The following is a 24,800-nucleotide window of genomic DNA, read 5'->3' on the forward strand; positions in this document are numbered from 1 at the left end:
TTAACTATTCAGACGCAAGTCTAGTTGTACAATTTCTCCACAAATAACCATAGAAAAACATTGGTGATTTTTGCCCTCTGCTAAAGGCTGTTTTTGGTTTGACTGTGTAAAATCAAGAAATCTACTATCAGTGTTTATTGGTATAAATTCTCTTTGATTAGATTTACCTGTTTTATTCGGAAACATCAACACAACTTGATGTGCTGACGTTTTCGGTATACTGACGAGTCTCGTTGGACGCTCCTGGAATTTTAATTGATGGTTTTGCTTTAACATTAAAGGTTGAATTGGATCATCTTGTTTAGAACATATAAGTCTACTGCGGGAACCTGCACCAGAGGTATCTTTTGGCTTACCTTGTCTTGGTGGTATAAAATTCTGCTGCGATATCAGCCGTTTTGCTAAAGTGCCGCTTCTCGCTTCAAATTTTTGCTGAGCGTGAGCAGATAAGCTTAGGGTCAGCAAGAATTCTACAAATAACCAGATTGTTAAAAATTGACTAAAATAAATAATTTTCATTAAGTAAATACCGTCCTAGGGATATTTCGTAAGTAAATATATCAATTAGTATAGAAAAAATAACTTCAACCAGTAATAACCACAGCTTTAAAGTTTTTAGCTGTAGATACATCCCTAATCATGACTTTAACAAAAATAACTTTTTTAAAAAAAACCTTCACTTAAATTTTATTTAATTTATATATATATAATGTTTGAATAAAGTATAAGAGATAAGTATTTATAATCACCTTGTATAAGGTATGGTTTCTGAACATACAAACAAAGCCTGCCGAAGCAGGCTTTGTTTGTATGTATAATTGAGGGGAGTATGCTCAAACAGCGCCGCGATGAACGCGACTGTGTATCTCTTTGGTGAGAGGCTAGTCATTAGCCTAGGGTGTGTGTAAGTACAAAACCCACACTTAGTGTTAGCGCAGCGTGTCTGCTGGGTTATTTAGCTGCTTTGCTGCTGCACCATTTCTGTTGTCAGCTTTTCCTTATCTTTACGGCGTTTTCTCGCGTAAAGCTGAATTGTCGCCACCATCGCAATAATCATGGCCACAATACCCCAAGCTGTGATATCTGTAGGTAGATTGTTTTTGAACACAGCTAGTAATACAATCACCACTAACATAACTGTAGGTGCTTCATTTAAGGCTCTGAGCTGCTGACTATTCCATTTACACGTGTCTTGGGCTAACTGCTTCATCAAACGCTTGCAGTAATGATGATAGCCAAGTAAAAGGACAACAAATCCGAGTTTTATGTGTAACCATCCTTCTTTGAGAACATCTGGTTCCGTAGTTAATAAACCAATCGCCATTGCGACTGTAACCAGCATCCCTGGAGTTGTGATGATATTGTACAGACGCTTTTCCATTATCTGATACTGATTTTTCAGTATTGTGCGCGCTGGTTCCGGTTCTTGGTTGGCTTCAACATGGTAGATGAAAAGACGCACGAGGTAGAACAAACCAGCAAACCAAACAACTATACCCACAATGTGAAAAGCCTTAAACCAGGAATAAGCCATAATTTTTTTTCTCCATCAATGGATTTTAGGCACACGTAAATAATGTAAAGGTGCTATAGAAATCCTATCTGATTTATGAAACTTAACTCTGGTTATTTAACGAATTGCAAAACAGATGAGCATAAAATGCTTACTCTACAAATGTTGAAATCTTAAGAAGATCTAAAAGTGATGTCACTTTTTAAGTTCAATAGCTATCATTATTAATCACTATTTTTAACACGCACAAAAGGCAAAAGATCTTCAAGAATTGTTTCGTGATAATGTTCTTGAGGATAATGACCAACATTGTTAAGTTTAATCAAACTCCCTTTTTCCAGGGAATTTACAAAATCTTGAGCTATATTTATAGGTAGCCAAGGATCTATCATTCCCCAGAGGATTAAAATTTCTTGGTGCAATTCTTTAAAGCCTAATTCGATTTCTGTCATGGCTGAATGCAACTGCAAATTACGGATAGTTGCTAGGAGACTTCTTCCAGGAGCAGAACTTTTCAAAAAGGGTTTACGATAAACATTTAAATGTTCTTCTGTAATGACGTAACGACAGCCACCTTCTAGAGTCCTATCAACTAGGAGCGGATCTTGAGTTATCATGTCACCAACAAAAGGTAATCCCATTTGTTGAATTTTCCAGGGTAACTTCGCCTGACTGGAAATTGGTGTGTTAAGTATGGTTATATTGGCAATTTGTTCTGGATGACGCAAGGCATATTGTAAACCAACAGAACCTAAAAAGCCTTGCACAACTAAAGAAAAACGTTCAAGTTCTATGGATTTTATAAATCCTTCTAAAGCTGTCACAAAAGCATCAGGTGTATAAGCGAAATCTCTTTTGTCTGGTTTGGAAGAAAAACCAGAGCCAATCCAATCAGGGGCTATTGCTCTTGTTCCTTGGTTTGCCATAGCTGGCAGAATATTGCGCCAACTGTAACTTTGTGATGGTAAACCATGTAGCAGTAAAACAGGAAGTAACTCAGTTCTACCAGTAGATTCTGCTTCCCGGTAAAACCATTCTAAGGAGCCGACTTGAATTTTTTTTTCTGTTATTGGCATTTTAATTTACAAATGAAAAGTTTTAAACAAAGGTGTTAAGAAAAAAAGAAAGAAATTTGTTATTGATATTGAGCATTGGTTTCACCTCACCCCCATCCCCTCCGCTTAATTCAAAGGAGGGCTAGCGAGTGAGATCGTTTTCTGACTAAGTAATTAAACCAACCTGAGATGAATGGACTTATTGGGAACCTCGTAGGTAGATTTTGTTTTTTCAATCACGACTGTTTATCCTCAGATTAAGATGAGATGAACAATTATGATTAATTAGGAATAATCATCTCACGAATTGCGTAAGCTGTCGCTGGTGCAAGTAAAACGCCATTGCGGTAATGTCCAGTCGCAAGGAGGATGTTATTATATCCAGGCAGTTTACCAATCACAGGTGCTGGACGTCCTTCAGGACGGGGACGTAATCCTGACCAAGTACGGATAGTTGTCGCTGTTGCTAAGCCTGGGCAAAAGGCGATCGCTTGTTGTCTAACCAACTCCAACAGTTCTTTATCAGCGATAATTTCATCTTTGTTGCTCGCAAATTCAACCGTTGCACCTATCCAGTAATCCCCACCACCGATGGGGACAATATGCACATCATCACCTGTAATCACCGGTTGAAAGTCGCAGTTTCCAAGAGAATATCCTAAGCGAAGACACAAAGCTTGTCCTAGCACAGGGCGAATATCAACCATTTGCTCTAATTGCGCACTCAATAAAGAAGAACCCAACCCAGCCGCGACAACAAACCAATCAGCTGTAATCTTTCCGTCTGTCGTCTGAAGTTGGTTGCAATATTTTTCGGAACCTCTTTCTTGAGAAGGAGACAACGGCTGGGGTTCGATAGCCAAAACCTGAACACCAAATTTGAAATCAACACCGTTATGCTTTGCAGCATCAACCAAAGCTAAGGTGAGGGAAGTGGGATCAACTTGGCGATCGCACGCAGAGTAAACAGCGCCCACCATCCTTTCGTGATTAACCTGAGGACAAACTTGCTTGAGTTTATCAGTATCCCAAATTTCTAGGGAAAAACCTTGAGATTGGCGAATTTCTTGCAACTTTTCCCATCGCGAGATCTCCTCATCTTCTTTTTCTAAGCAAGACATAGAAGGTTCAGGTAGCAGCATGAGGATTCCCTGACGATTGAAGTGAATTTTACGATTTGTGAGCGCTTCTAGTTCACTAATCAGAGTTTCATAAGCCAGGATACTTGTTCGTCGCATCTGCCAAGCCTTCCCCTTGGTTTTTTGGCTGATGATACCCATCAAAACACCCAATGCTGCTCCTGTAGAAGCAAGTGCTGGTGGTTGTTGGTCAACAACTGTGATTTTTAGCCTGTTTACTTTACTAAGTTCATAGGCGATTGCTGCCCCAACCACGCCGCAACCAATGATAACTACATGAGTCATTGTTTCTACAACACAACAGACACAACATGGGGAAGTGGGGGGTACAACAAGAGCGAGGAAGGGAAGGAGGGAAAGAACGAAGGAAGGCAAAAGTTAATGCTCAAAAATTCTTTTCCCTAACTCGCACACTCCCAAATTCCTTTTTCCCTCACTCCCTATCTTCCTCTTCAGCCTATCACGCTTAGCTTTCTTCTGACGACGGGCTGCTGTTTGTTGGAACCAGATCTAAGAATTTGTCAATGTCTGCGAAAGCAGCGAAAGAACTATTCAAGGCACCATTAATGTTACCAACTTCAGCGGCTTTGTCGATTTTTATCAGCTTATCTAATAAATCACGCACTAACTCACGCCCTGCTGGTTGGTCTTTGGATAGCAGATTGGATGTGACATAGTTCATTGACAGCCTTGCTTCTGCCATAGGACCGTGTGTGAAGTTTCCAACATTCACCCACTGTTTTGTTTGGATGAGCCTTTGCAGTTCTTGTGAGCGTTTTTGTACAGCCTGAATCTCAGGAACGTATTCCTGAATTTTCGCCAGTTTTTCTTGTGTGTATGTCGGAGGTGGTGTTGCGACACCAGGACCACCACAACTAATCAGAAAGGTTGCCACCAATACCAGAAATAATGACAAAATTGAGCGTTGACGCGCCATAAGCTAAACTTATTTTATTTATCAATGATCAGTGTCATTTTAGATCGCTGGCGTATCACATCGTTCTTATTTAAGACGGATTTGCTGAAAATCTTGTATCTTCATAGAATTTTTTCTGTTAAAGGTACATTTTGATGTTATTTTCGTCAAAATTTGAGTACAATTGCTTAACATATATATACTATGACAAAAACCGTCTCTCCCTCACACCCCTGGTGAAATAGCGACATAGGAGTGTTTTCGTGAACGCAGCTGAGATGGCAACAAACCTTGAATTCGCCAGCAAGATTGCTACCGTAGTTAATTTATTCAAATCTGAGTTTCCAGATGCTAGATCAGATCTCAAACCTTGGAAAAACGATCCCCAAACCAGAGAGTTAGTCGATCCAGATTCCATAGACATCGGCTTTCACTTCCCTGGGGTCAGTAAATCATGGCAAAGCCGCAGTATATTAATACAAATCCGTTTTTATCAAGACCTTTTAAACGATTCACGTCGTGCAATTGGCGTAGAAGTTGCTGGTTTCAGCCATCTTGGTGAACAGTGGCGAATTTCCACAGTCGAAAACTGGAGTTTTGTGGGAACATCTTTGCCTTCGCCACAGATTGGAGAAAAACTTAAACAGTTTTGCAGGCACGTACTGGAAATTTTTAACTGTGCCCCTCTGCCTGATAACTAATATTGACACTTCGGATTACCGTTAATTATGCTTTTGCTGAAACTATTCGTTTTCTGGAGATCGAATGCATAACTAAACTTTTTGCCAGTACACCTCTCCAAAAATGATTTTTAGTGCAAGCGCGGGGTATTGGTTTCATAGCCATTTTTGGAGAGGTCTAGTAAAGAAATAGCCCTCTTGTCATTAACGAACAAGAGAGCTAGAGTGTGGTGTGAGGAGCAAACTAAATGTTTGCTTATACAAGTGTAGCAAACGAGATATGAGATTTTGGTGATCGAGATCTTAGAATCACCGTAATTTGACGCAGCTGCCGTCCAGACATTCTATGAATTAATGAAGCTTCAGCGCTAATGTTAAGCCATCTGCAATTGGCACCATGCTTATTGCGATGCGTGAATCATGATGCAGTTTATGATTAAAAGCGCGTATACTATTGGTTATTTTATCTTGCTCTTGGGGATTTGCGACTCGTCCTGACTGTAAGACATTATCGATCGCAATCAACCCACCTGGACGCACAAGTTGTAGAGAACGCTCGTAGTAGTTCTCGTAGTTGTTTTTATCTGCATCAATGAAGGCAAAATCAAAGGTGCCTGCTTCTCCAGCAGTTATGAAACGATCCAGACTCTCTAGCGCTGGGGCTATATGTAGTTCAATTTTTTGTGCCACTCCTGCTTTGTGCCAATAATTCAGGGCGATCGCCGTATACTCCTCACTGACATCACAAGCAACAACCTTACCCTCAGCTGGCAATGCCAACGCCACTACCAAAGAGCTATAACCTGTAAAAACACCTATATCTAAAGTTTTCTTTGCTCCCATCAACTGCACCAGCAGTGCCATAAATTGTCCTTGTTCTGGAGCAATCTGCATTCTGCTATGTGGATGCTGTGCTGTTTCCTCCCTCAATTGTACTAATACTTGTGGCTCTCGCAATGAGACTGAGTGCAAGTACTCATAAAGATTTTCATCGAGTCCTAAGGTTTTATTTGACATATTTTCCTAATTGCTAAGGAGAACTGAAACTGCATAAGTTAAATTTCCGTAATTCTATTAAAGCTAGAAAAGCTTTGTTTAGTAGTTCTCACTACTGTTGTAAAGCAAGATGTATCTAGAAAAGAGTATTTTCCATTCAAAATTATCTGGATGTAGATCCGCGCTTCGGTACAAAACAAGACCTGATCGACCTAGTAGACGCAGCCCATCATAGGGAAATCCGAGTATTTCTTGATGTCGTCGCTAATCATTCCGCAGACAACTGGTTTTACCCAAATCATGACTCATACCATTATTCCAATGACCAGCAGTTTCCTTTTGGTGGATGGCGGCCAGAAGACAGACCAATTCCCAAAGAACTAAGAAACGAAAATTACTATCATCGCCGAGGTGAGATTAACAATTGGGATGGTTATCCAGAAACTCAACATGGCGATTTCTTCTCTCTCAAAGACTTCAATAACGATGACGATCCAGATGGACTAAAGCTTCAGGATATTCTCATCAAAGCCCATTGTTACTGGATGCGTGAGGCAGATATTGACAGCTTTCGCTTGGATGCAGTCAAACATATGGGAGAGTTAACAATTTCCCGGTTTTGCTCAGCTATTCGTCAATATGCTTACCGCTTGGGTAAACGCTGGTTTTTCTTGTATGGCGAGTTAGTTGGTGCGGATGACGCTATCCATCGCTATACAAGTCCAAATACACCTACCCAAGTTGATAGCAGAACAATCTTGTACCCTAGCTTTTTCTCGCATTTTAGATAGTGAAGAGATTCTGATTGCCTACAACACCTCCACCACTGAACGACGCAGTGATTTCGTGATTGTAGACAGTACCATCCAAAAAAACGGTGGCACAATGAAGTTTCTTTACGGTAAGGAGGGAAGCGTTACTGTAGAAAAACACCCAGATCCGGGTAATCCATGCTTATTTGTACACATAGATCTTGAACCGATGCAGTTTGTCATTCTCCAACAAACTAGGTAAAAAATGTATCTCCGATAAGGTATTTACTTTCAGGTGCGTTAGCTTAAGCTAACGCACCTGAAAACTATTTATCAGAAATTTTCAAATTTCATAATTTTATACAAATTTCAATAGAAATACCAGTATGATTCGTCATTTTAACAATGCAGCTTAGCAACTGGCTGCATGACGTTATTCTCAGAATTTTACTAACTAAAGTGTGCAGGAAAACAGCATATAATACTTATAAAAGTATTTTGTTACAAACATAGATGCAGATATTTCTTAAAGATAAATATCTTCATTTTTAGTAATCATGTCAAAATTTCATCACTTTCTTGATTAAGCTATCTTCTATTTTTTGTTGAAAAATAGTAAGATAACATACAATTTAAAATTAAACTTTACTGTATTTTCAGAAGGGGAAGTTATGAGCCGTCCTATAATTCTTGGTATTGTTGGCGACAGTGCTGCTGGGAAAACAACACTGACTAAGGGGATTGCTCAGGTTCTTGGACCGGAGAATGTTACGGTTATTTGTACAGATGATTATCATAAGTACGACCGTAAGCAACGTGCTGAAATTGGTATCACTGCTCTTCATCCTGACTGCAACTATCTCGATATTATGCAGCAACACCTGTCGCAACTTAGGACAGGACAGCCAATTCTGAAACCTGTATACAGCCACACAACTGGTAGCTTTGAGCCACCAGTTTATATAAAACCAAATAAATTTGTGATTGTGGAGGGATTACTGGGTTATTCTACTCGTGGTGCTCGTGACTCCTACGATGTGAAAGTTTACCTTGCTCCCCCTGAATCTGTGCGTGCTCAGTGGAAAGTCAAGCGGGATACCCAAAAACGAGGGTATACAGAAGAACAAGTGCTTGAAGAACTTAGAAAACGCGAACCAGATTCTGAGCAATTTATCCGTCCACAACGTCAATGGTCGGATATTGTGGTGAGTTTTTACCCTCCAAATGACGAAGTGGAGCAAATTAATGGACACCTAAATGTACGTTTGGTACTGCGTCCGACAATTCCTCATCCAGATTTTCTCCAGATTATCAATTACGGCGATGGTCATTTAGAGTCAGCAATCCGCTTGGGATTAGATCGGGATATGAGCAAACCAGTTGATGTTCTGGAAGTAGATGGTCATGCCACTTTGGAACAGGTCAATAAGTTAGAACATATTATTTGTGGTGATATGCCTCATCTCAAGAGTATATGCGATCGCGAAGGAAACCCAGAATTGGGCAAAGTCGCTGGTACAACAGGAGAAACCATCCAAAGTTACCCGCTTGCCCTCACCCAACTATTAATTACGTATCATATGCTCAAAGCAACACAAAATTATCAGTAGAAACCAGTAGAAAAAGCAAAAACAAGCGATAAAAATAAATATTCTGTCAAATCTTTAGATGTTTTCAGAATTACAGGGGATAACTAGGAATAAGTCTATATATGATGATTTTTCCCCTGTATTTAGTCTATGACTTATAGCCTGAGAATTGCCGATATACCTGTGACTGAGCGTCCGCGTGAGCGGCTGTTAACGCATGGCCCAAAAATTTTAGCTACAGCCGAGTTAATAGCAATTCTGCTAGGTACTGGTCAAGGACACGGAAAACTTTCTGCCGTGGGTCTAGGGCAATATATTTTACAGCAACTGAGCAAACACCAGCGAGACCCCTTAGCAGTTTTGCGAGATGTCAGCGCCGCTGAGTTGATGCAAATTCCGGGTGTAGGTCCAGCAAAAGCGACGACTGTCTTGGCGGCGATTGAATTAGGGAAACGAGCCTTTCAATCCCGTCCAGGAGAACGCACGTTAATTGATAGTCCCGCAGCTGCGGCGGCGGCTTTGAGTCAAGATTTAATGTGGCAAAATCAGGAGCGTTTCGCGGTGTTATTGTTAGATGTGAAGAATCGCCTGCTTGGAACGCAAGTGATTACCATTGGTACAGCTACGGAAACCTTAGCCCCTCCTCGGGAAATTTTCCGTGAAGTGATTCGCCAAGGAGCAACACGAGTTATAGTGGCACATAATCATCCGTCCGGAAATGTGGAACCGAGTCAAGAAGATATTGAATTGACGCGACAGTTGTTAATGGGAGGACAATTTTTGAGCATTCCTGTTTTGGATCATCTGATTTTAGGCGATGGTAATCATCAAAGTTTGCGAGAGATTACAACATTATGGGAGGATTGTCCGCAGGGAGATTAGATTTTTTGGAAAAATTTGGTTTAAGGTTCTTTAGAACGGCAGATGCACACACCCTGACGCAGATGAGTACAGATCATTTATCTGCGTGTATCTGTCTTTATTTATGGTTTCATAATTAGAAAAAAATTATCTGATTGTTGGTAATTATCAATTAAGCTAACGTGATTTATTTTTTAGTCGTTAATTATTATTCTACTAATCTCATTACTAAATTGATTAGTTCTCTCCCGAGTTATGACAGTTATGATTATAAAGTGGTCATCGTTAATAACTCTCCCGATGACAACTCTATATATAATCTAAAAAATGAATCGGTAGTCATTTTTAATGCTGAGAGTAATCTTGGCTTCGGTGGTGGTTGCAACTTCGGACTGAAATGGATTTATACCCAAGATTCCCAAGGAATTGTCTGGATAATTAATCCAGATGCTTATTTTGTAGAAAATACTATAGAGAAAGTTCCGTTATTCTTTGAAACTCATCCCAATATTTCTCTGCTTGGAACAATTGTTCATACTACGACAGGTGAAGTTTGGTTTGCCGGTGGTCGCTTTATTCTCTCAACAGGAGCAATTGTCACTCAAGATTTGTTGACGAATACAGATACAGATTATGTTGTTTGTGATTGGATTACAGGTTGTAGCTTGATAGTTAATCTTCGGAATTTCGATGATTGTCCTCAGTTTGATCCAGCTTATTTTCTCTACTATGAAGATTTTGACTTTTGCCGACGTTATGCCAATCAAGGACATTTGATTGCAGTGACTAAGCAGTTTGGTGTCATACATCAGCCCTCTTCAATTACAAATCGATATGTTTTTAGGAAAATAAAAAATAGTACTTATGGTTATTTGTTATCTTTAGATAGATATACAAATCAATGGATTGTCAAGATTAGATTGCTTCGCTTGATTTCTCATGCTCTGGTTTTGATGTTTGTCAAACCTCAAGTAGCATTTGGGAAATTTGCTGGACTGTTGATGTATTGGAGGCGTTAAGCGAAGCTCTACCGAAGGTAATCGCTAAGGGCGTGAAAGCTTTCTCTCTAATGCTAGGCTAAGGTCATAGCGTAAAATTCAAAAACCCACAGACTCGTGTTATGGTTGTACAGATTACACCCCGTCTTTACTCGATAGAGGAGTATTTTGCAATTGAGGAAAACACCAATTACCGCACCGAATACCGTGATGGAGAAATTGTTCCCATGACAGGTGGTTCGATTAACCATAATCAAATCGTTGTTAACTTAATAGTGACTCTTGCCCTTAGCCTGACACTCAAAGAGCAAAATTACCATATTTATGCTAATGACCTAGGCTTGTGGATTCCTCGTTATCGCCAATATGTGTATCCAGATGTCTTAATTATCAAAGGTGAACCGATTTTTGAGGAAGGACGTACTGACACTATACTTAATCCCTGCATTATCTTTGAAGTTTTCTCTAAATCTAGCAGTAGCCGGGATCGGGGTGATAAATTCACATACTATCGTTCTATTCCTCACTTTCAAGAATACATTCTCATTAATCAATATCAAGCCCATCTTGAGCAGTTTAGTAAAACCCCAGAAAATAACTGGCTATTTAGTGAGTCTGATGCTGAGGATGGAGTTTTGACTTTAAATTCGGCTAATTGTCAAATCTCACACCGTCAGATTTATGAGCGGGTTAATTTTCATATAAATGACTAATATATTATTTAACCTATCTATTGTTTTTTCTCAACCGACAGGTATAAGCAACTATGCAAAAAATCTTTTTCCTTTTTTAAAAACTCTTAACCCCACCCTCTTAACTGCTCAAAATTACCCTGAATTTAACTGTTATTCTATACCAGATAATCTAACTCCTGCACAAGGAACAAAAGGACATTTTGATCGCCTTGTGTGGACACAATTTAAACTGCCAAAAATCTATAAAAAGCTGAAATCCCAACTTATCTTTTCTCCGCTTCCAGAAGCGCCCCTTTATAAGAATTGTCGTTTTATCGTGATGGTTCACGACTTAATCCCGTTGCGCTTTCCCAAACTTTTGTCACCGTTAACACAATACTCGCGGTACTACATTCCTCAAGTTCTCGCCCAAGCGCAACATATTATCTGCAACTCTCACGCTACAGCAAAAGATATCACCGACTTCTATCACATCAGCGCCAGCAAAATAACTGCTATTCCTCTTGCGCACGACGCCAATCATTTTCGCCCAACTCATTTAGATCATAGCGGACAAGATACCCAACCTACAAAACCCTATTTTCTCTACATTGGGCGACACGATCCCTATAAGAATCTGCACAAACTTATTACCGCCTTTGCAGCATTATCTCACAATCGAGACTATGAATTGTGGTTAGCAGGACCACAAGATAAACGCTTTACTCCTTTGTTGCAAACCCAAGTTCAGGAATTGAAGATCACCGATAAAGTTCAATTCCTCAACTATGTTCCCTACAGTGAATTACCCAAAATTATTAGTGGTGCGATCGCCCTCGTCTTTCCTAGTCTTTGGGAGGGTTTTGGTTTCCCAGTTCTCGAAGCAATGGCTTGCGGTACTCCTGTGATCACCTCCAATCTCTCATCTTTACCAGAAGTGGCTGGTGACGCTGGTCTTCTCATCAATCCTTATAATATTGAGGAAATGACTCAAGCTATGGAAACAATTGCAACTGATTCGGTATTACGTCAACATCTTTCAACTCAAAGCATCAATAGGGCTAGTCAATTCAGTTGGGAAAAAACAGGACTTGCTACTGTCGAAGTTTTATCACGCTACCTTTAAAACCCATTGGTCAACTTTTTGTTAATGCCTAAGTCCTAAATACATCAATATAGATAAAAACGCCTCAAAATCAGTATTTGCAGGACAAGCAAATCATCAATTTTACCCTTACCAGATATACCTTTTGGCTGGTTATGAGCCGAATTTTTGACAAAATCCGATGAAATGAAATCACTTCATCAAGAGTTTAATAGCTGCTTAATAGTATTTTACAGAAAAGTATAAAAAAATACAAAATAAAACAGTTTAGTAACATTTTAAGAACTGGTTAAAAAATGAGAAGATACTCAAGAAAATAAAAAATAGCCAGTTAATAAGCTTGTTTTTGAATTGTGGTCAGAAAATAATTTCTAACCCTGATTTTGAGATAGCTTTGCAACAAGGCCATAAAAATGACAAACATACAGTGTGTCTTCCCCTAATATATGATTTTGCTTAAAGTTCACAACAGGCGTAAAAATATTCTCCGAATGTATAAAAAAGGGGGAGAATTACTGACATGAAGCAATCTAAGACTCATAGAAAACGCGGAATTTTGCTGACTCCTGCTGGACTGAATCGGCTACAAGAAGCCATTATGGCTGTAGAAAGGGTGGAGAATCACGGCGATCACCTAACTTTAGACGAACTGAGCGATCGCATGAATGTTTCTACCAAAACACTAAGCCGATTGTGGTCTTTGCACACAGGTGTAGACCAAAAAACTCTAAAACTATGCTTTAGCGCTTTTAACCTGGAATTACATGAGCAAGACTATACAATTCTGAATGAAAATGAACACGACAGCAGTGAAACTTCGCAAGCGCTTTCGCTCTCGTCAGATACACTGGACCTAAGATCGTCCCAGTCTTTATCCATAGACTCATTTGTTAAGTTTGGGCGTGAGCAACTTAAAAATCTTTGGTCATACCCGGATGGTCCTGTCCCTTTGGATTCTCCTTTGTATATCGAACGTCCCCCAATAGAGGAACTAGTTTATCAGGAAATCACTCAACCGGGCTGCGTGATTCGGATTCGCGCCGCCAGACAGATGGGTAAGAGTTCTCTCGTGCTGCGGCTATTAGCCTTTGCACATAAGCTTGGGTATCGCACAGTGAATCTGAATTGCAACCAAATTGATTCCGACTGTCTGACTGACTTAAATAAGCTGTTACGTTGTCTTTGCTGGCGAGTAGCAACAGAATTAGGCATGGATCCCAACTTGAATGACAGATGGGATGAGGAAGTTGGTTGTAAGTTGAATAGCAGCTTTTACTTCCAAAATTATTTGCTCAAACAAAGTCAAAGTCCAGTGGTTTTGGTATTTAACGAAGTTGACCGCTTTTTTGAACATCCTCAGATTTGTGACGAGTTTTTTGCGTTGTTGCGTTCGTGGTGCGAGGAAGCACGACAAAATCTCAATTGGCAAAAGTTGAGGTTAGTAGTGGTTTACTCTACACAAGAGTATGTCACCCTGGATATCAACCGCTCTCCATTTAATATTGGACTACCCATTCGTCTTGTGGAATTTACTCACCCGCAGGTAAAAGAGTTAGCTAAAGCATATGGGCTAGACTGGAGTACTGGTAAAGAATCTGGCTCACTAATATCACTTGTGGGAGGTCATCCGGCACTCATTCAGCTTGCTCTGTATTATATTCGTTGTCAGGAAATGACTTTAGAAGAACTGATAGAGGAAGCTCAAGCCAACGGTGGCATTTACCGTTATCATTTATGGCGACACTGGATAAAACTACAAGAAAATCCTGAGTTGGCTAAGACTTATGCTGAACTAGTAACGGCAAAGCAAGCTATTTATGTTAATCCTATTGAAACTTATAAACTTGAAAGTTTGGGATTAATTCGCTTAGAGGGCGATCACATTCTCCCGCGTTGCGAACTCTACCGCGCTTACTTTGAAAAACAATTAGTGACAGCGACAACTCGAATTTAACCAGTTAACAGTTATCAATTATCAGTTATCAGGGAGCATCCTAATGGATGATTACTCTTCCTTAGTGAACCACATGGCTTCAAACGTCGTTAAAGATGCTAGCATTGAGCCGCCAATCCAAGCGAAATCTTTCCTCTGGGGAGGGGCGACGACTTTAACTGTGATTCCTGAGGGCGCAAGGGAGCGTACTGTCTTCTCCAGTCGGTCAAGCAACCGCTCAAACATACTTAGGACAACCTATAAGAGTAGGAAAGACCACACTAGGTGCATTCTCTCCAGCAAATCCTACTTTAATTAAACCTCCGGTTATGTCTAGAACTATGGCTTTTTTCTTCAGATTTTCATCTCTTTTGCTATTAGTTGTCTGAGTTGTCTTTGATTGCTTCAGCTCATAAGAGCTAAACGAGCGATCGCTTTCACTAACCTCAATCAGTGTTTCTATACCCGACAATGTTTCTGTGGTGAAACATTAGTTGTACAAAGCTGTGAGTAGAAGTTGCCTTAACTCCGTATATACAGAATCTCGCTTTTATAGTGGAAACACAAGGACACATAAGACAGTTAAGCAGATAATTAAAAAGATTTTAATAACCTACAGTTAAGACAGTTAAGACAGTTAAGACAGTTAAGCTACAAACAGGCAAATCATGTAGTTATAAAAGTGATAAATTATTAAGTCAGATATATCTACAAATTCCTAATACTTGTGTTAAATTACGATTTTGCAATCACACTTTGAGATGAGATACCAGGTTGGTGGCAGTCTCCGCAGTGACGATCCTAACTACGTTATCCGTCAAGCAGACGAAAAACTTTATGCCAGCCTGAAAGCTGGCGATTTTTGTTATGTCTTAAATTCTCGCCAGATGGGCAAGTCATCCTTATTACAACGCACAAGTTCTCGCCTCAGAAAAGAAGGGCATAGCTGTGCTTACTTGGATGTCACCCGATTGGGTAGCGAAAATACCACACTGGAACAATGGTACAAAGGTATCATCGTCGGCTTGTTTTACGACTTAAATCTGGCAGAACACGTCAACTTTAAGCAATGGTGGGAAAGCTGCGCGGGTATTTCCCCAGTGCAAAAACTAGACCAGTTTGTTGAAGAAGTTTTGCTGCCAAATGTTCAAAACGAACGGATTCTCATCTTTATTGATGAAATTGACAGTTTCTTGAGTTTGAGTTTTCCTGTCAGTGACTTTTTTGCTTGGATTCGTCATTGCTATAATCAGCAGGCACATGACTCGAAATTCCAACGCTTGGGATTTGCACTGTTTGGAGTAGCCAGTCCATCTGATCTGATTGCCGACAAACGCCGGACACCGTTTAACATTGGGACAGCGATTGAGTTGTGTGGCTTTCAACCACATGAAGCAACACCATTGCTCAAAGGGTTAGAGGAAGTCGTCAGCCAAAGCGAAGCCGTGCTGCGAGAGATTATTTACTGGAGTGGGGGACAACCGTTTCTGACTCAAAAGCTTTGTCAGTTGATTGTCCGAACAGCATTAGATACATCAAGCAGAATAATTGATTTACCGCCAGCAAGTGCGGCAGATTGGGTAGAAAAATTAGTGCGATCGCACATCATCCAACACTGGGAATCAAAAGACGAACCGGAACACCTGCGCACGATTCGCGATCGCCTCCTTTTCAACGAACAGCGGGCAGGACGGTTATTGGGTTTATATCAGCAGGTATTGCAAGCACAAGAGAATCAAACATCTGGCGTACTTACCGATGATAGTCGAGAACAGACAGAACTTTTACTATCCGGATTAGTCGAGAAACACAACGGCTATCTGAAAATAAAAAATCCCATCTACCGCAGTGTCTTCGATTCTGAATGGGTCGTAAGGCAGTTAGACAATCTGCGTCCTTACTCTCAAGCATTCAATGCATGGGTAGCATCTGGTTATCAAGATGAATCACGTCTGCTGCGGGGGCGAGCGTTACAAGAAGTTTTAGACTGGATTGGGCGCAAAAGCCTCAGCGATTTGGACTATCGATTTTTAGCCGCCAGCCAGGAACTGGAACGTCGGGAAACTGAGCAAAGACTGAAAGCTGAGCGGTTGAGAGAAGCAGAAGCACGATTAGCGAGTGAGCGAAAAAGTGCCCGTCGTCAGAGGCAATTACTGGCAGTAGTGAGTCTAGCTCTGATAGTTTCTACGGTGTTAGGAGTAATAACGCTTATTGCCTACCGTGAATCTGCTTTAAATGAAGTTCGGGTAACTGCCGTTGCCTCCAACGCAAACTTTACCTCAAACCAGCATCTTGATGCGTTGGTGCAAGCGATTCAAGCACGCACAAAATTTCAACGCCTCTGGCTACTCGATCCATCAACAAAATCGGCGCTAGATCAGCAAACGCGCAACGTGCTAGAACAAGCAATCTATGGTGCAGATGAGGTAAATAGTATAGTAGCGCACGAGGGAGGAGCCTTAGCCGTTGACCTGAGCAAGGATGGAAAGTGGATTGCTAGCGGTGGTACAGACCGAACCGTTCGGCTTTGGAAACGTGATGGAACCCTAGTTCACATCTTACCCCACAATCTTACCATAAATGCTGGCATATATAGTGTTCAATTCAGCCCGGATAGCCAACGGGTTGCTGCGGCTGGGCTAGATGGCGTGGTGCAACTTTGGTCAGTGGATGGTACCCCATTGGCAACAATGAAAGGACACACGGCTGGTGTTTGGCAAGTATCATTTAGCCCGGATGGACAGATAATTGCATCTGCCAGTGGGGATCAAACAATAAAGTTGTGGAAGTTAGATGGCACCTTGATCAAAACGCTAAAGGGACATAAGGCAGCCGTTTGGAGATTTGCGTTTAGTCCCGATGGAGAGATTATGGCATCTTGTAGTGTGGATGGTACCATTAAGTTCTGGAGCCGAGAGGGTAACCTGATCCGAACCATACCAGTAAGCAAGGCAACAGTTTGGGCGATAGCCTTCAGCCCCGATGGGCAAACCCTGGTCACTGGCAGCGCTGACAAGCTTGTCAGGCTGTGGAGCCGGGAAGGAAAGTTACTCAAAACTTTTGTGGGGCACACAGCAGAAGTTAATCAAGTGGTGTTTAGCCGTCAGGGGCAGACTATTGCCTCAGCAAGTGGTGATAAAACCGTGAAACTTTGGTGGCCAGACGGCACTCTGCGAAGAACCTTACTCGGGCATCGCTCGCAGGTTCAAGCAATTGCATTCAGTTCTGATGGTCAGATGATTGCCTCTAGCAGCTATGACGGTACAGTCAAGCTCTGGAAAGACTCGCCTTTTTTACATCGCCTGTACGGTCATCAAGATGTGGTTTGGCGAGTTGTTTATGCTCCGGGCACCCGATCCAATGAGTCTCTCCTTGCTAGTGTTGCGGGGCAAGAAATTAAGTTATGGCGAGCAGATGGCTCTTTAGTTAAGACCGTTGTGTTAGATAGGAGTCAGTTGTATGATGGTGTCTTTAGTCCAGATGGGCAGACTCTTGCATTAGCAACTGCCAGTAGCGATATAAAACTCCTCAACCTTGCGAATAACAAAACTGCGATTCTGCGCGGTCACAATAATGCAATCTTATCACTAGCGTATAGCCCTAATGGGCAATTTCTAGTGTCGGGAGGTGAGGACCGTACCATCAAACTCTGGCAAAGTAACGCTTCTTTTAACTTTCAACTGAGTCAAACAATCCAGGCACATTCTGCGCGCATTTGGGATCTTGTTTTTAGTCCGGATGGTCAGTTCATTGCCTCCGCCAGCGCTGACGGTACAATCAAGCTATGGACTTGGAAAGATGTTAACCACCAAGCCCTCCAGCTTGACAAAACCCTCAAAAGACACAAGAGTGCCATTTGGGGAGTTGCTATCAGCCCCGATAGCCAACACATCGTCTCTGCCGGACGCGATGGTCAACTGCTGCTGTGGAATCGCAACGGTAAACTCGTTCAAGCTTTTGAAGGGGTAAGCGTTGGCTTAACGAAAGTTGCCTTCAGTCCGGATGGGCAAACAATTGCCGCAGGCGTTATGGACAACACGATCAAGATTTGGACACTAAAGGGCACTTTGCTTGCAACCCTCAGTGGGCACAACGGAGGTGTGGCAGCTCTTGTTTTCAGTCCGGATGGCAAAACCTTGGCATCTGGCAGCTATGACCAAACGGCGATTGTGTGGGATTTACAACAGATTCTCCACAGGGATTTAGTGAAATACGGCTGTGAGTGGGTGCGGGATTATTTGAAAACTCACACAGCAGTGGAGGACGGCCTTAGCAAAGCTGCGATCCAGAAGGATCGCTTTCTGTGCAAATGATACTTGATATTTCCTATGGCGGTTTATTGCCCCATTGCCCCCGAGTAAACCAAACCGCGTTGCATATCCATTGTTAAAATTGTTCCATCCCGAATCACTTGAGTTGCCTTTTTGACGCCAACGATAACTGGCACCCCAAGACGTAAGCCAATGACGGCTGCGTGACTAGTTAGACTTTCTTCCTCAGTAATAATACCGCCAGCTTTGCGAATTGCCTCAACAAAATCAGCACTCGTACCTGAGGCAACCAAAATATCTCCGTAATTAAAGTTACTAGCATCAATGCCAGTATGGACGACCCGGGCGCGACCACTGACAGAACCTTGTCCCAGTCCAATCCCCTGACCGAGTACCGCCGTCACAACTTCAACCTTAATCAAATCTGTAGATCCAGAAATCCCTTGGAGAGTCCCAGCAGTCATCACGACCAAATCTCCCTCAGACAAGAGTTCTCTTTCTTGAGCAACGTTAATAGCTGCTTGGAATGTCTGACCTGTGGAAGGGAGTTCTAACATCAACAACGGCTTGACTCCCCACACAAGTTGCAACTGTCGGGCGACATTCACATGAGGTGTTACTGCTAGGATTGGTGTTTTGGGACGAAACTTGGAGACATTGCGCGCTGTTGCTCCTGATTGGGTGAGAGTCATAATTGCTGCGGCTCCTAGCTGTTCTGCAATTTGACCGACAGCTTGGCTGATGGCATTAGGAATGGAATGTTTGGTATCTTTCGCCTGACTAGCGTTTGTGTTCAGCCACACCTCTTGTTCCATCCGTTCGGCAATTCGTGCCATCGTTGCTACAGCTTCTACTGGGAAATTACCGACAGCGGTTTCATTCGAGAGCATCACCGCATCTGTACCGTCTAAAATTGCATTTGCCACATCGGACACTTCCGCACGAGTTGGACGGGGGTTGTTAACCATGCTGTCTAACATCTGGGTGGCGGTGATGATGGGAATTCCCAAGCGATTAGCGGTTGCAATCAGCCGCTTTTGTAGTACTGGAACATCCTCTGCGGGTAATTCTACGCCCAAGTCACCTCTTGCCACCATAACGCCATCGCACAAACTCAGAACAGCTTCCATTTGTTCTATGGCTTCGTGCTTCTCAATTTTGGCAATGACTGGTACTTGTTTGCCCGTACTGGAAATGAGTTCTTTAATTTCTATCATGTCTAGGGGATTGCGGACAAAGGAAAGTGCCACCCAGTCCACACCCTGATCCAAACCGAACATGAGATCTTCTCGGTCTTTTTCGGTCATTGCTTTGACAGATAGGTAAACTCCGGGAAAGTTCACCCCTTTATTGTTTGAAAGTACCCCTCCTACAGTAACGCGACAGTGCAAATCTCCTTTTTCGCGGTTAATCTCTTCTACCAACATTTCTACACGCCCATCATCAAGGAGAATTCTTGCTCCTGCGGGGACTTCGTCTGCTAAATAATCGTACGTGACGCAGCTAATATCTTGTGTACCAACAACCGGACGATTGGTTAAGGTGAAGCGATCGCCCTTCACCACCACTATAGATCCGTTTTCAAACTTTCCTAAGCGAATTTTTGGTCCTTGCAAGTCTTGAAGGATAGCTACCGGTTGATTCAGTTCAAAGGCGGTTTGCCGAATGAGGCGAATATTACGCTGATGATCAGCATGACTACCGTGAGAGAAGTTTAGTCGCAACGTTGTCGCACCAGCTTCAATAATAGCTTTGAGCATTTCTGGGCTGCTGGTGGCGGGTCCAATCGTAGCAACAATTTTTGTTCGGCGTACAGAATCTTTTAATTGCATAAAAGCTAAATCAAGGGAGCTACTCTGGGAATTATCCTAAATCAAAGAGCACCAGTTGTCTGTTGTTGGTGAGTCAATCAATAATTGTCGCACATTCACCTGTCGGGGAATGTGGGCTTGCAGTTGATTTGATCAATACTCGATACTTACGAGCGTAGTACTCCATTGTTTCCCACCACACGCAAATTTATTATCCGTCATTTTGCATTGCAAAACTTCACTTTCCTTATAAAAAAGTGGCATTATCTAAATACTATCTCTCGTTAAAGCAACAAGGAGGTTCATAATGCTGACGTCGGAGGCAAAGAAGCCACTGACAGTTCCGCCAAAGGAATTTTTAGCGCCTCCGGGTGATTTTAATCCGACGCTGCTGATGTTTTTAGTAGCTGTGGCAATTCTTGTATTATCCAATTTTGGTTACTGGATCTGGCAATGGCCACACTGGTTATGCTTTTGTGCAAACACTCTTGCTTTGCACCTTGCAGGAACGGTGATTCACGACGCCTGCCATCAGTCTGCTCATCGTAACCGAGTCATTAACGCCATGTTAGGACATGGCAGTGCTTTGATGCTAGCTTTTGCTTTTCCTGTATTTACACGAGTACATTTGCAGCATCATGGTCATGTGAACCATCCCGAAGACGACCCAGATCATTATGTTTCCACAGGTGGTCCACTTTGGCTGATTGCGGTTCGCTTTTTATACCACGAGGTATTTTTCTTTAAACGGCAACTTTGGCGTAAATATGAGCTACTGGAATGGTTTATCAGTCGCTTGATTGTGATTTCAATCGTTTATATCTCAGTTCAGTATCACTTTTTGGGTTACATTCTCAATTTTTGGTTCATTCCAGCATTTATCGTGGGGATAGCACTCGGTTTATTTTTTGATTATTTTCCTCATCGTCCCTTTGCTGAACGCGATCGCTGGAAAAATGCTCGCGTCTATCCCCATCCAATTCTCAATCTCCTGATTATGGGTCAGAATTACCATTTAATTCATCATTTATGGCCTTCCATTCCCTGGTATAATTACCAGCCCACATATTATCTCATGAAGCCTCTTTTAGATCAAAAAGGCTGCTATCAATCTATAGGTCTTTTACAAAAGAAAGACTTTTTTGAATTTGTTTATGACATTTTTTTAGGAATTCGGTTTCATCACCACAAATCAACAAAAAAGGAGTAATTAAGTAGGTCACGCGCTCTTCGAGCTTAAATTCAAAATGCAAAATTCAAAATTCAAAAAAAAGATTCTTAATTTTGAATTTTGAACTTTGAACTTTGAATTGTTTTGTGACCTCCTGAGTGCAGCTTTGCTTCAACTGTGTCACAAAAGCGAAATCGCCTCAGCACACTCTGAACGAAACTTAAACTTACACTAAACCGTTTTGCTAGTTGTCGTTGAGAGCCTTCTTCATTGTTGTAAGCATCAATAATTTTTTGGCGTAGTTCGGTAGAGTAAGTTTTCATTTCGATACACGTTGATATAGTGGATTTACTCACACTATATTTCACTCAAGTGAAAACGGCTATAATCACGCTGATTCTACTTGTTCATCAACCAAAAGTTGATGAAAATCCAGAATCGCGTTTTTTGTGTTAGCTTCTTCGCCGTAAGCTCCGCACCATAAAAGTACTCACAAAGTCACATCACCAGTCAAGTTATTACCGACCCCAAGAACAGAAGATGATTGGATAATATCGCTGCCAGCACCACTATTGAAGAGGTTAGTATTAGGAGTGCGGGGGTTGTAGCTGCTGATGTCAATTGTCAATGGGTTGGGGAAGGCGTAAGCAATGTTCTCCCAAGGCACAAACTTAAAGTTGGTGTTGACGTTTTCACCATCGACAACCTTCGCAGGAAGATTTCTGCCATCCTGAGTAATAAACACACCATAGGGGAAGTTGGCACCCAATGGTACGTTGGTAACATCCGCACCATCTGACTCTTGAACGCTGTCAATTGTTCCATTGTTACCAACACCAAAACGACCCACGAAGTCATTTTGACCCTGACGATTATAAACTGCAAAGGTGCTGTCACCTTGGCTAGAAGCTAGCAGGTAACCTGTGCCATCTTTACCATAATAGATGGAAAGTCCTTCCACATCGTCTTCCACATAGCTGCCGCCTAAGTCTTTAACTTTATCAATCAACGTACCAGTTGCCCCGCCGTTTGGTTCTGCTTGATACTTCCAAATTCCTACATCTTCCTGACCAATGTAGAGGAAGCCAAGTTCTTGGTCTGCCACGGTTCCCTCAAGTTGGGCATCACGTCCAGCCGTCGTGGGTACTGTAAAATTACGTACTCTCTCAGCACCAATCTTACCATTACCTGCGTCAATCAATTTGTACTGTCCAACATCTCCAGTTTCTCTGCGATTGGCAAAGACGTAGTAATCATCTGTTACTGGACTATGGTACAAAGCTATACCATAAGCACTCCGCGATGATGGTGAGTAGGGAGGTTCAAAGGGTAAGGATTGGAATAAAGTACCAATGCTACTATCTGTGATATCTTCCAGGTATTGACCGGAGGCTTTGGCAGAGGGATTGATTTTGAAGATAGCCAGTTTATCGTTGTTTCGGTCTGTGGCCACGGCAATATCAACAGAATCACCGCCTAACTTAAAGCCATATTGCAGGTCAATATTGTTGTAACGGATATTACCTGGGTTAAATTCTTGTAACAGGTTACCAGACAAGTCATAAACTCGTAAACCTGCATTTTTGACTGCTGTGAGTACTAAGCTTTGTTCTGGATTAGAGGAATTTACGTAGATAGCGGGGTCATCCGCATCGGCGCGTTGGTCACGTGGTAAATTTGGGTCATTCAACAAGTCAGGACGGGTTTCTACAGTAGGTGCTACAGTAGGAACTAAGTCTGCATCCAAAGCGAGAATTTGAGTAAATTGAGTCTGGCTAAAGTTGTTGTCACTCACCAAAACGATCGACTGACGACCATCATCCAGTTTTGAACCAAAGGCAATGCCTTCAATATTATCTGTACCTGTAGGTAAGTTGAGTGAGTTCAGGTTTAACAGTAAACGCTTCTCGGCAGGTTTAATATCTGCTAGTTGTTCAGCACTGAGATTATTAAGAGAATCGTAAGACTTGATATCAGTTGCTCCTTGCAAGCTGACTTCGTAGATTTTGATGGTATTTCCAACCCCTGCAGAGAAAGAGCGCTCTAATGCTAGTAGTGTACCTCGGTTATCAAGTGCGAGTAAATCTACTAAGCCATTATCACCTGAACCAGTGGTGGGGTTTGGTGAAGTGGCGATAGCATCAGTATTATAAAGATATTCCTTTTCTGGCTGTCCGCTTACCAAGTTATATTGCAGAATACGAGAACGGCTTCCATCGGTGAGTGTAGCAGTAAGACCATCTTGGAACAGAGCGTTTTCTGTTGCTGTGTATAAGGTCTTTTGGTTAGGCGTAATGGTGAGACTCTCAAATGCCAAGTTGTTGCGAACACCTGATAGTTGAGTATCACCAGCATCGACAACACCGTTTCCATTAGTATCTTCCACGACGGGAAGAAACTTGCTGGGAACAGGTAAAGAACGTACTTGCTGTCCTGTGGTTAAAGAAAATTCATTGACGAAAGGATTTGTCACTCGACCTGCACTGACGTTAACCTCTCCTTCAGAAGAAATGAATACCGTATTATTTTTGGTTAAAGCAATGCCTTCAGGATCGAGACTGTTGAGTAGGAACTCTTTTCCATTCTCATCCTTGAGGGTAGTTACATCTGTGAATGCGACACTCAAGTCAGTTTTTTGAGGAGAGGGAGTTTCTAGGGTAAATGTGTAGAAGCGGGCGGGAGCAATTTGGGAGCGGTCATCTGAGATAGTATAGAAGCGATTATTTGCTGCATCATATGTCACTCCCGACAGTCCGCCAACGGGAGTTTGTTTTCCATCCAGGGTTCCAGCAGTACCATTGGGGACAAAGCCGGTGGGGAAGATTGTTTGTCCTAAAAAGTCTACATTTGGAATTGTCTTACCTGGTTCTGTGGGTGGTACCTGTAAATCAGCCCATACCAAGCGATGGTCAGAACTCGGTAAACCACCAGGTAAGCTAGAGTCGTAAGTACTCACCAGTGGGAACAGTCGATCAATGACTAACTCACCTTCGGCGCTGTCGTTAGAAGAAGCATTGAACTGTGAAAAGGGGACTGTGTTAGTGGTTACCATAATATTCGTCTGAATAAGCATCAACTGCAAAGACAAGCTTTAGATTTGGGACAATTAGCGATTTACAAATAACAAAATTGCGCATTCCTTCTATAAAGAAGGGCAGATTCTCAAATTATTACCATCGCTATTTGTATTAATTTCTATTCAGCACCATCAAATTATCTTAGTTACATTAAGAAGTAGATAGCAAAAGGTTAAGACATCAGTAAACTTGTAACGATCTTTACTTCTTTTGTTAATTAACCAGCGGAATGTGGAAGCTATGCTTATCTCTGCCGAGA

At 41.9% G+C, this 24,800-nt stretch carries 22 protein-coding genes; 11 read left to right on the top strand and 11 right to left on the bottom strand.

The features are described from left to right. The 5 genes from DP114_RS02595 to psbQ form a co-directional block, all read right to left on the bottom strand. A complete protein-coding gene (locus tag DP114_RS02595) occupies positions 1-519 on the bottom strand; it encodes a DUF928 domain-containing protein (RefSeq protein ID WP_171975367.1) in 519 nt (172 codons plus the stop codon). A gap of 436 nt (positions 520-955) precedes the next feature. Further along, positions 956-1,534 (bottom strand): protoporphyrinogen oxidase HemJ, encoded by a 579-nt coding sequence (gene hemJ, locus DP114_RS02600; protein ID WP_169263073.1) that lies wholly within the window; start codon positions 1,532-1,534, stop codon positions 956-958. Positions 1,535-1,737: 203 nt separating this feature from the next. After that, a complete protein-coding gene (locus tag DP114_RS02605) occupies positions 1,738-2,589 on the bottom strand; it encodes an alpha/beta fold hydrolase (protein ID WP_171975368.1) in 852 nt (283 codons plus the stop codon). A gap of 260 nt (positions 2,590-2,849) precedes the next feature. After that, positions 2,850-3,992 (bottom strand): NAD(P)/FAD-dependent oxidoreductase, encoded by a 1,143-nt coding sequence (locus DP114_RS02610; protein WP_171975369.1) that lies wholly within the window; start codon positions 3,990-3,992, stop codon positions 2,850-2,852. A gap of 181 nt (positions 3,993-4,173) precedes the next feature. Further along, positions 4,174-4,644 carry a photosystem II protein PsbQ gene (psbQ, locus tag DP114_RS02615; protein WP_169263070.1) on the bottom strand — a complete coding sequence of 157 codons (471 nt, stop codon included), beginning with the start codon at positions 4,642-4,644 and terminating at the stop codon, positions 4,174-4,176. Positions 4,645-4,886: 242 nt separating this feature from the next. Here psbQ and DP114_RS02620 point away from each other — a divergent pair, with 242 nt between their 5' ends. Further along, positions 4,887-5,324: a hypothetical protein gene (locus DP114_RS02620; RefSeq protein WP_169263069.1), complete on the top strand. Its 438-nt coding sequence runs from the start codon at positions 4,887-4,889 to the stop codon at positions 5,322-5,324. A gap of 330 nt (positions 5,325-5,654) precedes the next feature. On the opposite strand, the gene DP114_RS02625 is transcribed toward DP114_RS02620, so the two are convergent. Continuing rightward, complete coding sequence (locus DP114_RS02625) at positions 5,655-6,320, bottom strand: class I SAM-dependent methyltransferase (protein ID WP_171975370.1); 666 nt, start codon at positions 6,318-6,320, stop codon at positions 5,655-5,657. Positions 6,321-6,454: 134 nt separating this feature from the next. Here DP114_RS02625 and DP114_RS02630 point away from each other — a divergent pair, with 134 nt between their 5' ends. The 8 genes from DP114_RS02630 to DP114_RS02665 all read left to right on the top strand — a co-directional run bounded on the left by DP114_RS02630 (position 6,455) and on the right by DP114_RS02665 (position 14,232). Continuing rightward, the gene (locus DP114_RS02630; RefSeq protein ID WP_171978096.1) at positions 6,455-7,090 is read left to right on the top strand and encodes an alpha-amylase family glycosyl hydrolase; all 636 of its coding nucleotides are present in this window, start codon (positions 6,455-6,457) and stop codon (positions 7,088-7,090) included. After that, positions 6,996-7,313 carry a hypothetical protein gene (locus tag DP114_RS02635; RefSeq protein WP_171975371.1) on the top strand — a complete coding sequence of 106 codons (318 nt, stop codon included), beginning with the start codon at positions 6,996-6,998 and terminating at the stop codon, positions 7,311-7,313. The genes DP114_RS02630 and DP114_RS02635 overlap by 95 nt, the downstream gene beginning before the upstream one ends. Positions 7,314-7,722: 409 nt before the next feature. Beyond that, positions 7,723-8,661 (top strand): phosphoribulokinase, encoded by a 939-nt coding sequence (locus DP114_RS02640; protein ID WP_171975372.1) that lies wholly within the window; start codon positions 7,723-7,725, stop codon positions 8,659-8,661. A gap of 129 nt (positions 8,662-8,790) precedes the next feature. Then, the gene (gene radC / locus DP114_RS02645; protein WP_169263065.1) at positions 8,791-9,522 is read left to right on the top strand and encodes a RadC family protein; all 732 of its coding nucleotides are present in this window, start codon (positions 8,791-8,793) and stop codon (positions 9,520-9,522) included. Between the two features lie 161 nt (positions 9,523-9,683). Next, positions 9,684-10,520 (top strand): glycosyltransferase, encoded by an 837-nt coding sequence (locus DP114_RS02650; RefSeq protein WP_171975373.1) that lies wholly within the window; start codon positions 9,684-9,686, stop codon positions 10,518-10,520. Between the two features lie 101 nt (positions 10,521-10,621). Next, positions 10,622-11,212: a Uma2 family endonuclease gene (locus tag DP114_RS02655; protein ID WP_169263063.1), complete on the top strand. Its 591-nt coding sequence runs from the start codon at positions 10,622-10,624 to the stop codon at positions 11,210-11,212. Then, positions 11,205-12,299: a glycosyltransferase family 4 protein gene (locus DP114_RS02660; protein ID WP_171975374.1), complete on the top strand. Its 1,095-nt coding sequence runs from the start codon at positions 11,205-11,207 to the stop codon at positions 12,297-12,299. Before DP114_RS02655 ends, DP114_RS02660 begins: the two co-directional genes overlap by 8 nt. A 499-nt stretch (positions 12,300-12,798) precedes the next feature. Continuing rightward, positions 12,799-14,232 (top strand): AAA-like domain-containing protein, encoded by a 1,434-nt coding sequence (locus tag DP114_RS02665; RefSeq protein WP_171975375.1) that lies wholly within the window; start codon positions 12,799-12,801, stop codon positions 14,230-14,232. 51 nt (positions 14,233-14,283) lie between these two features. On the opposite strand, the gene DP114_RS02670 is transcribed toward DP114_RS02665, so the two are convergent. Then, positions 14,284-14,457: a hypothetical protein gene (locus DP114_RS02670; RefSeq protein ID WP_169263060.1), complete on the bottom strand. Its 174-nt coding sequence runs from the start codon at positions 14,455-14,457 to the stop codon at positions 14,284-14,286. Further along, positions 14,450-14,683: a hypothetical protein gene (locus DP114_RS02675; protein ID WP_169263059.1), complete on the bottom strand. Its 234-nt coding sequence runs from the start codon at positions 14,681-14,683 to the stop codon at positions 14,450-14,452. Before DP114_RS02675 ends, DP114_RS02670 begins: the two co-directional genes overlap by 8 nt. A 289-nt stretch (positions 14,684-14,972) precedes the next feature. Between DP114_RS02675 and DP114_RS02680 the strand changes: the two genes are divergently transcribed. After that, complete coding sequence (locus tag DP114_RS02680; protein WP_171975376.1) at positions 14,973-18,524, top strand: WD40 domain-containing protein; 3,552 nt, start codon at positions 14,973-14,975, stop codon at positions 18,522-18,524. A gap of 23 nt (positions 18,525-18,547) precedes the next feature. On the opposite strand, the gene pyk is transcribed toward DP114_RS02680, so the two are convergent. Continuing rightward, positions 18,548-20,314, bottom strand: a complete 1,767-nt coding sequence (pyk, locus tag DP114_RS02685; RefSeq protein ID WP_169263057.1) for a pyruvate kinase — start codon at positions 20,312-20,314, stop codon at positions 18,548-18,550. A 286-nt stretch (positions 20,315-20,600) separates the two neighbouring features. Here pyk and crtR point away from each other — a divergent pair, with 286 nt between their 5' ends. After that, positions 20,601-21,503, top strand: a complete 903-nt coding sequence (gene crtR, locus DP114_RS02690; RefSeq protein WP_169263056.1) for a beta-carotene hydroxylase — start codon at positions 20,601-20,603, stop codon at positions 21,501-21,503. A gap of 68 nt (positions 21,504-21,571) precedes the next feature. On the opposite strand, the gene DP114_RS02695 is transcribed toward crtR, so the two are convergent. Together DP114_RS02695 and DP114_RS02700 are read right to left on the bottom strand one after the other, a co-directional pair. After that, positions 21,572-21,787, bottom strand: a complete 216-nt coding sequence (locus DP114_RS02695) for a transposase (protein WP_169263055.1) — start codon at positions 21,785-21,787, stop codon at positions 21,572-21,574. Between the two features lie 167 nt (positions 21,788-21,954). Next, positions 21,955-24,516, bottom strand: coding sequence for a phytase (locus DP114_RS02700; RefSeq protein WP_318284350.1), 2,562 nt, complete (start codon positions 24,514-24,516; stop codon positions 21,955-21,957). Positions 24,517-24,800 lie beyond the last annotated feature (284 nt).

The organism is Brasilonema sennae CENA114 (assembly GCF_006968745.1).
Taxonomy (GTDB): Bacteria; Cyanobacteriota; Cyanobacteriia; order Cyanobacteriales; family Nostocaceae; genus Brasilonema; species Brasilonema sennae.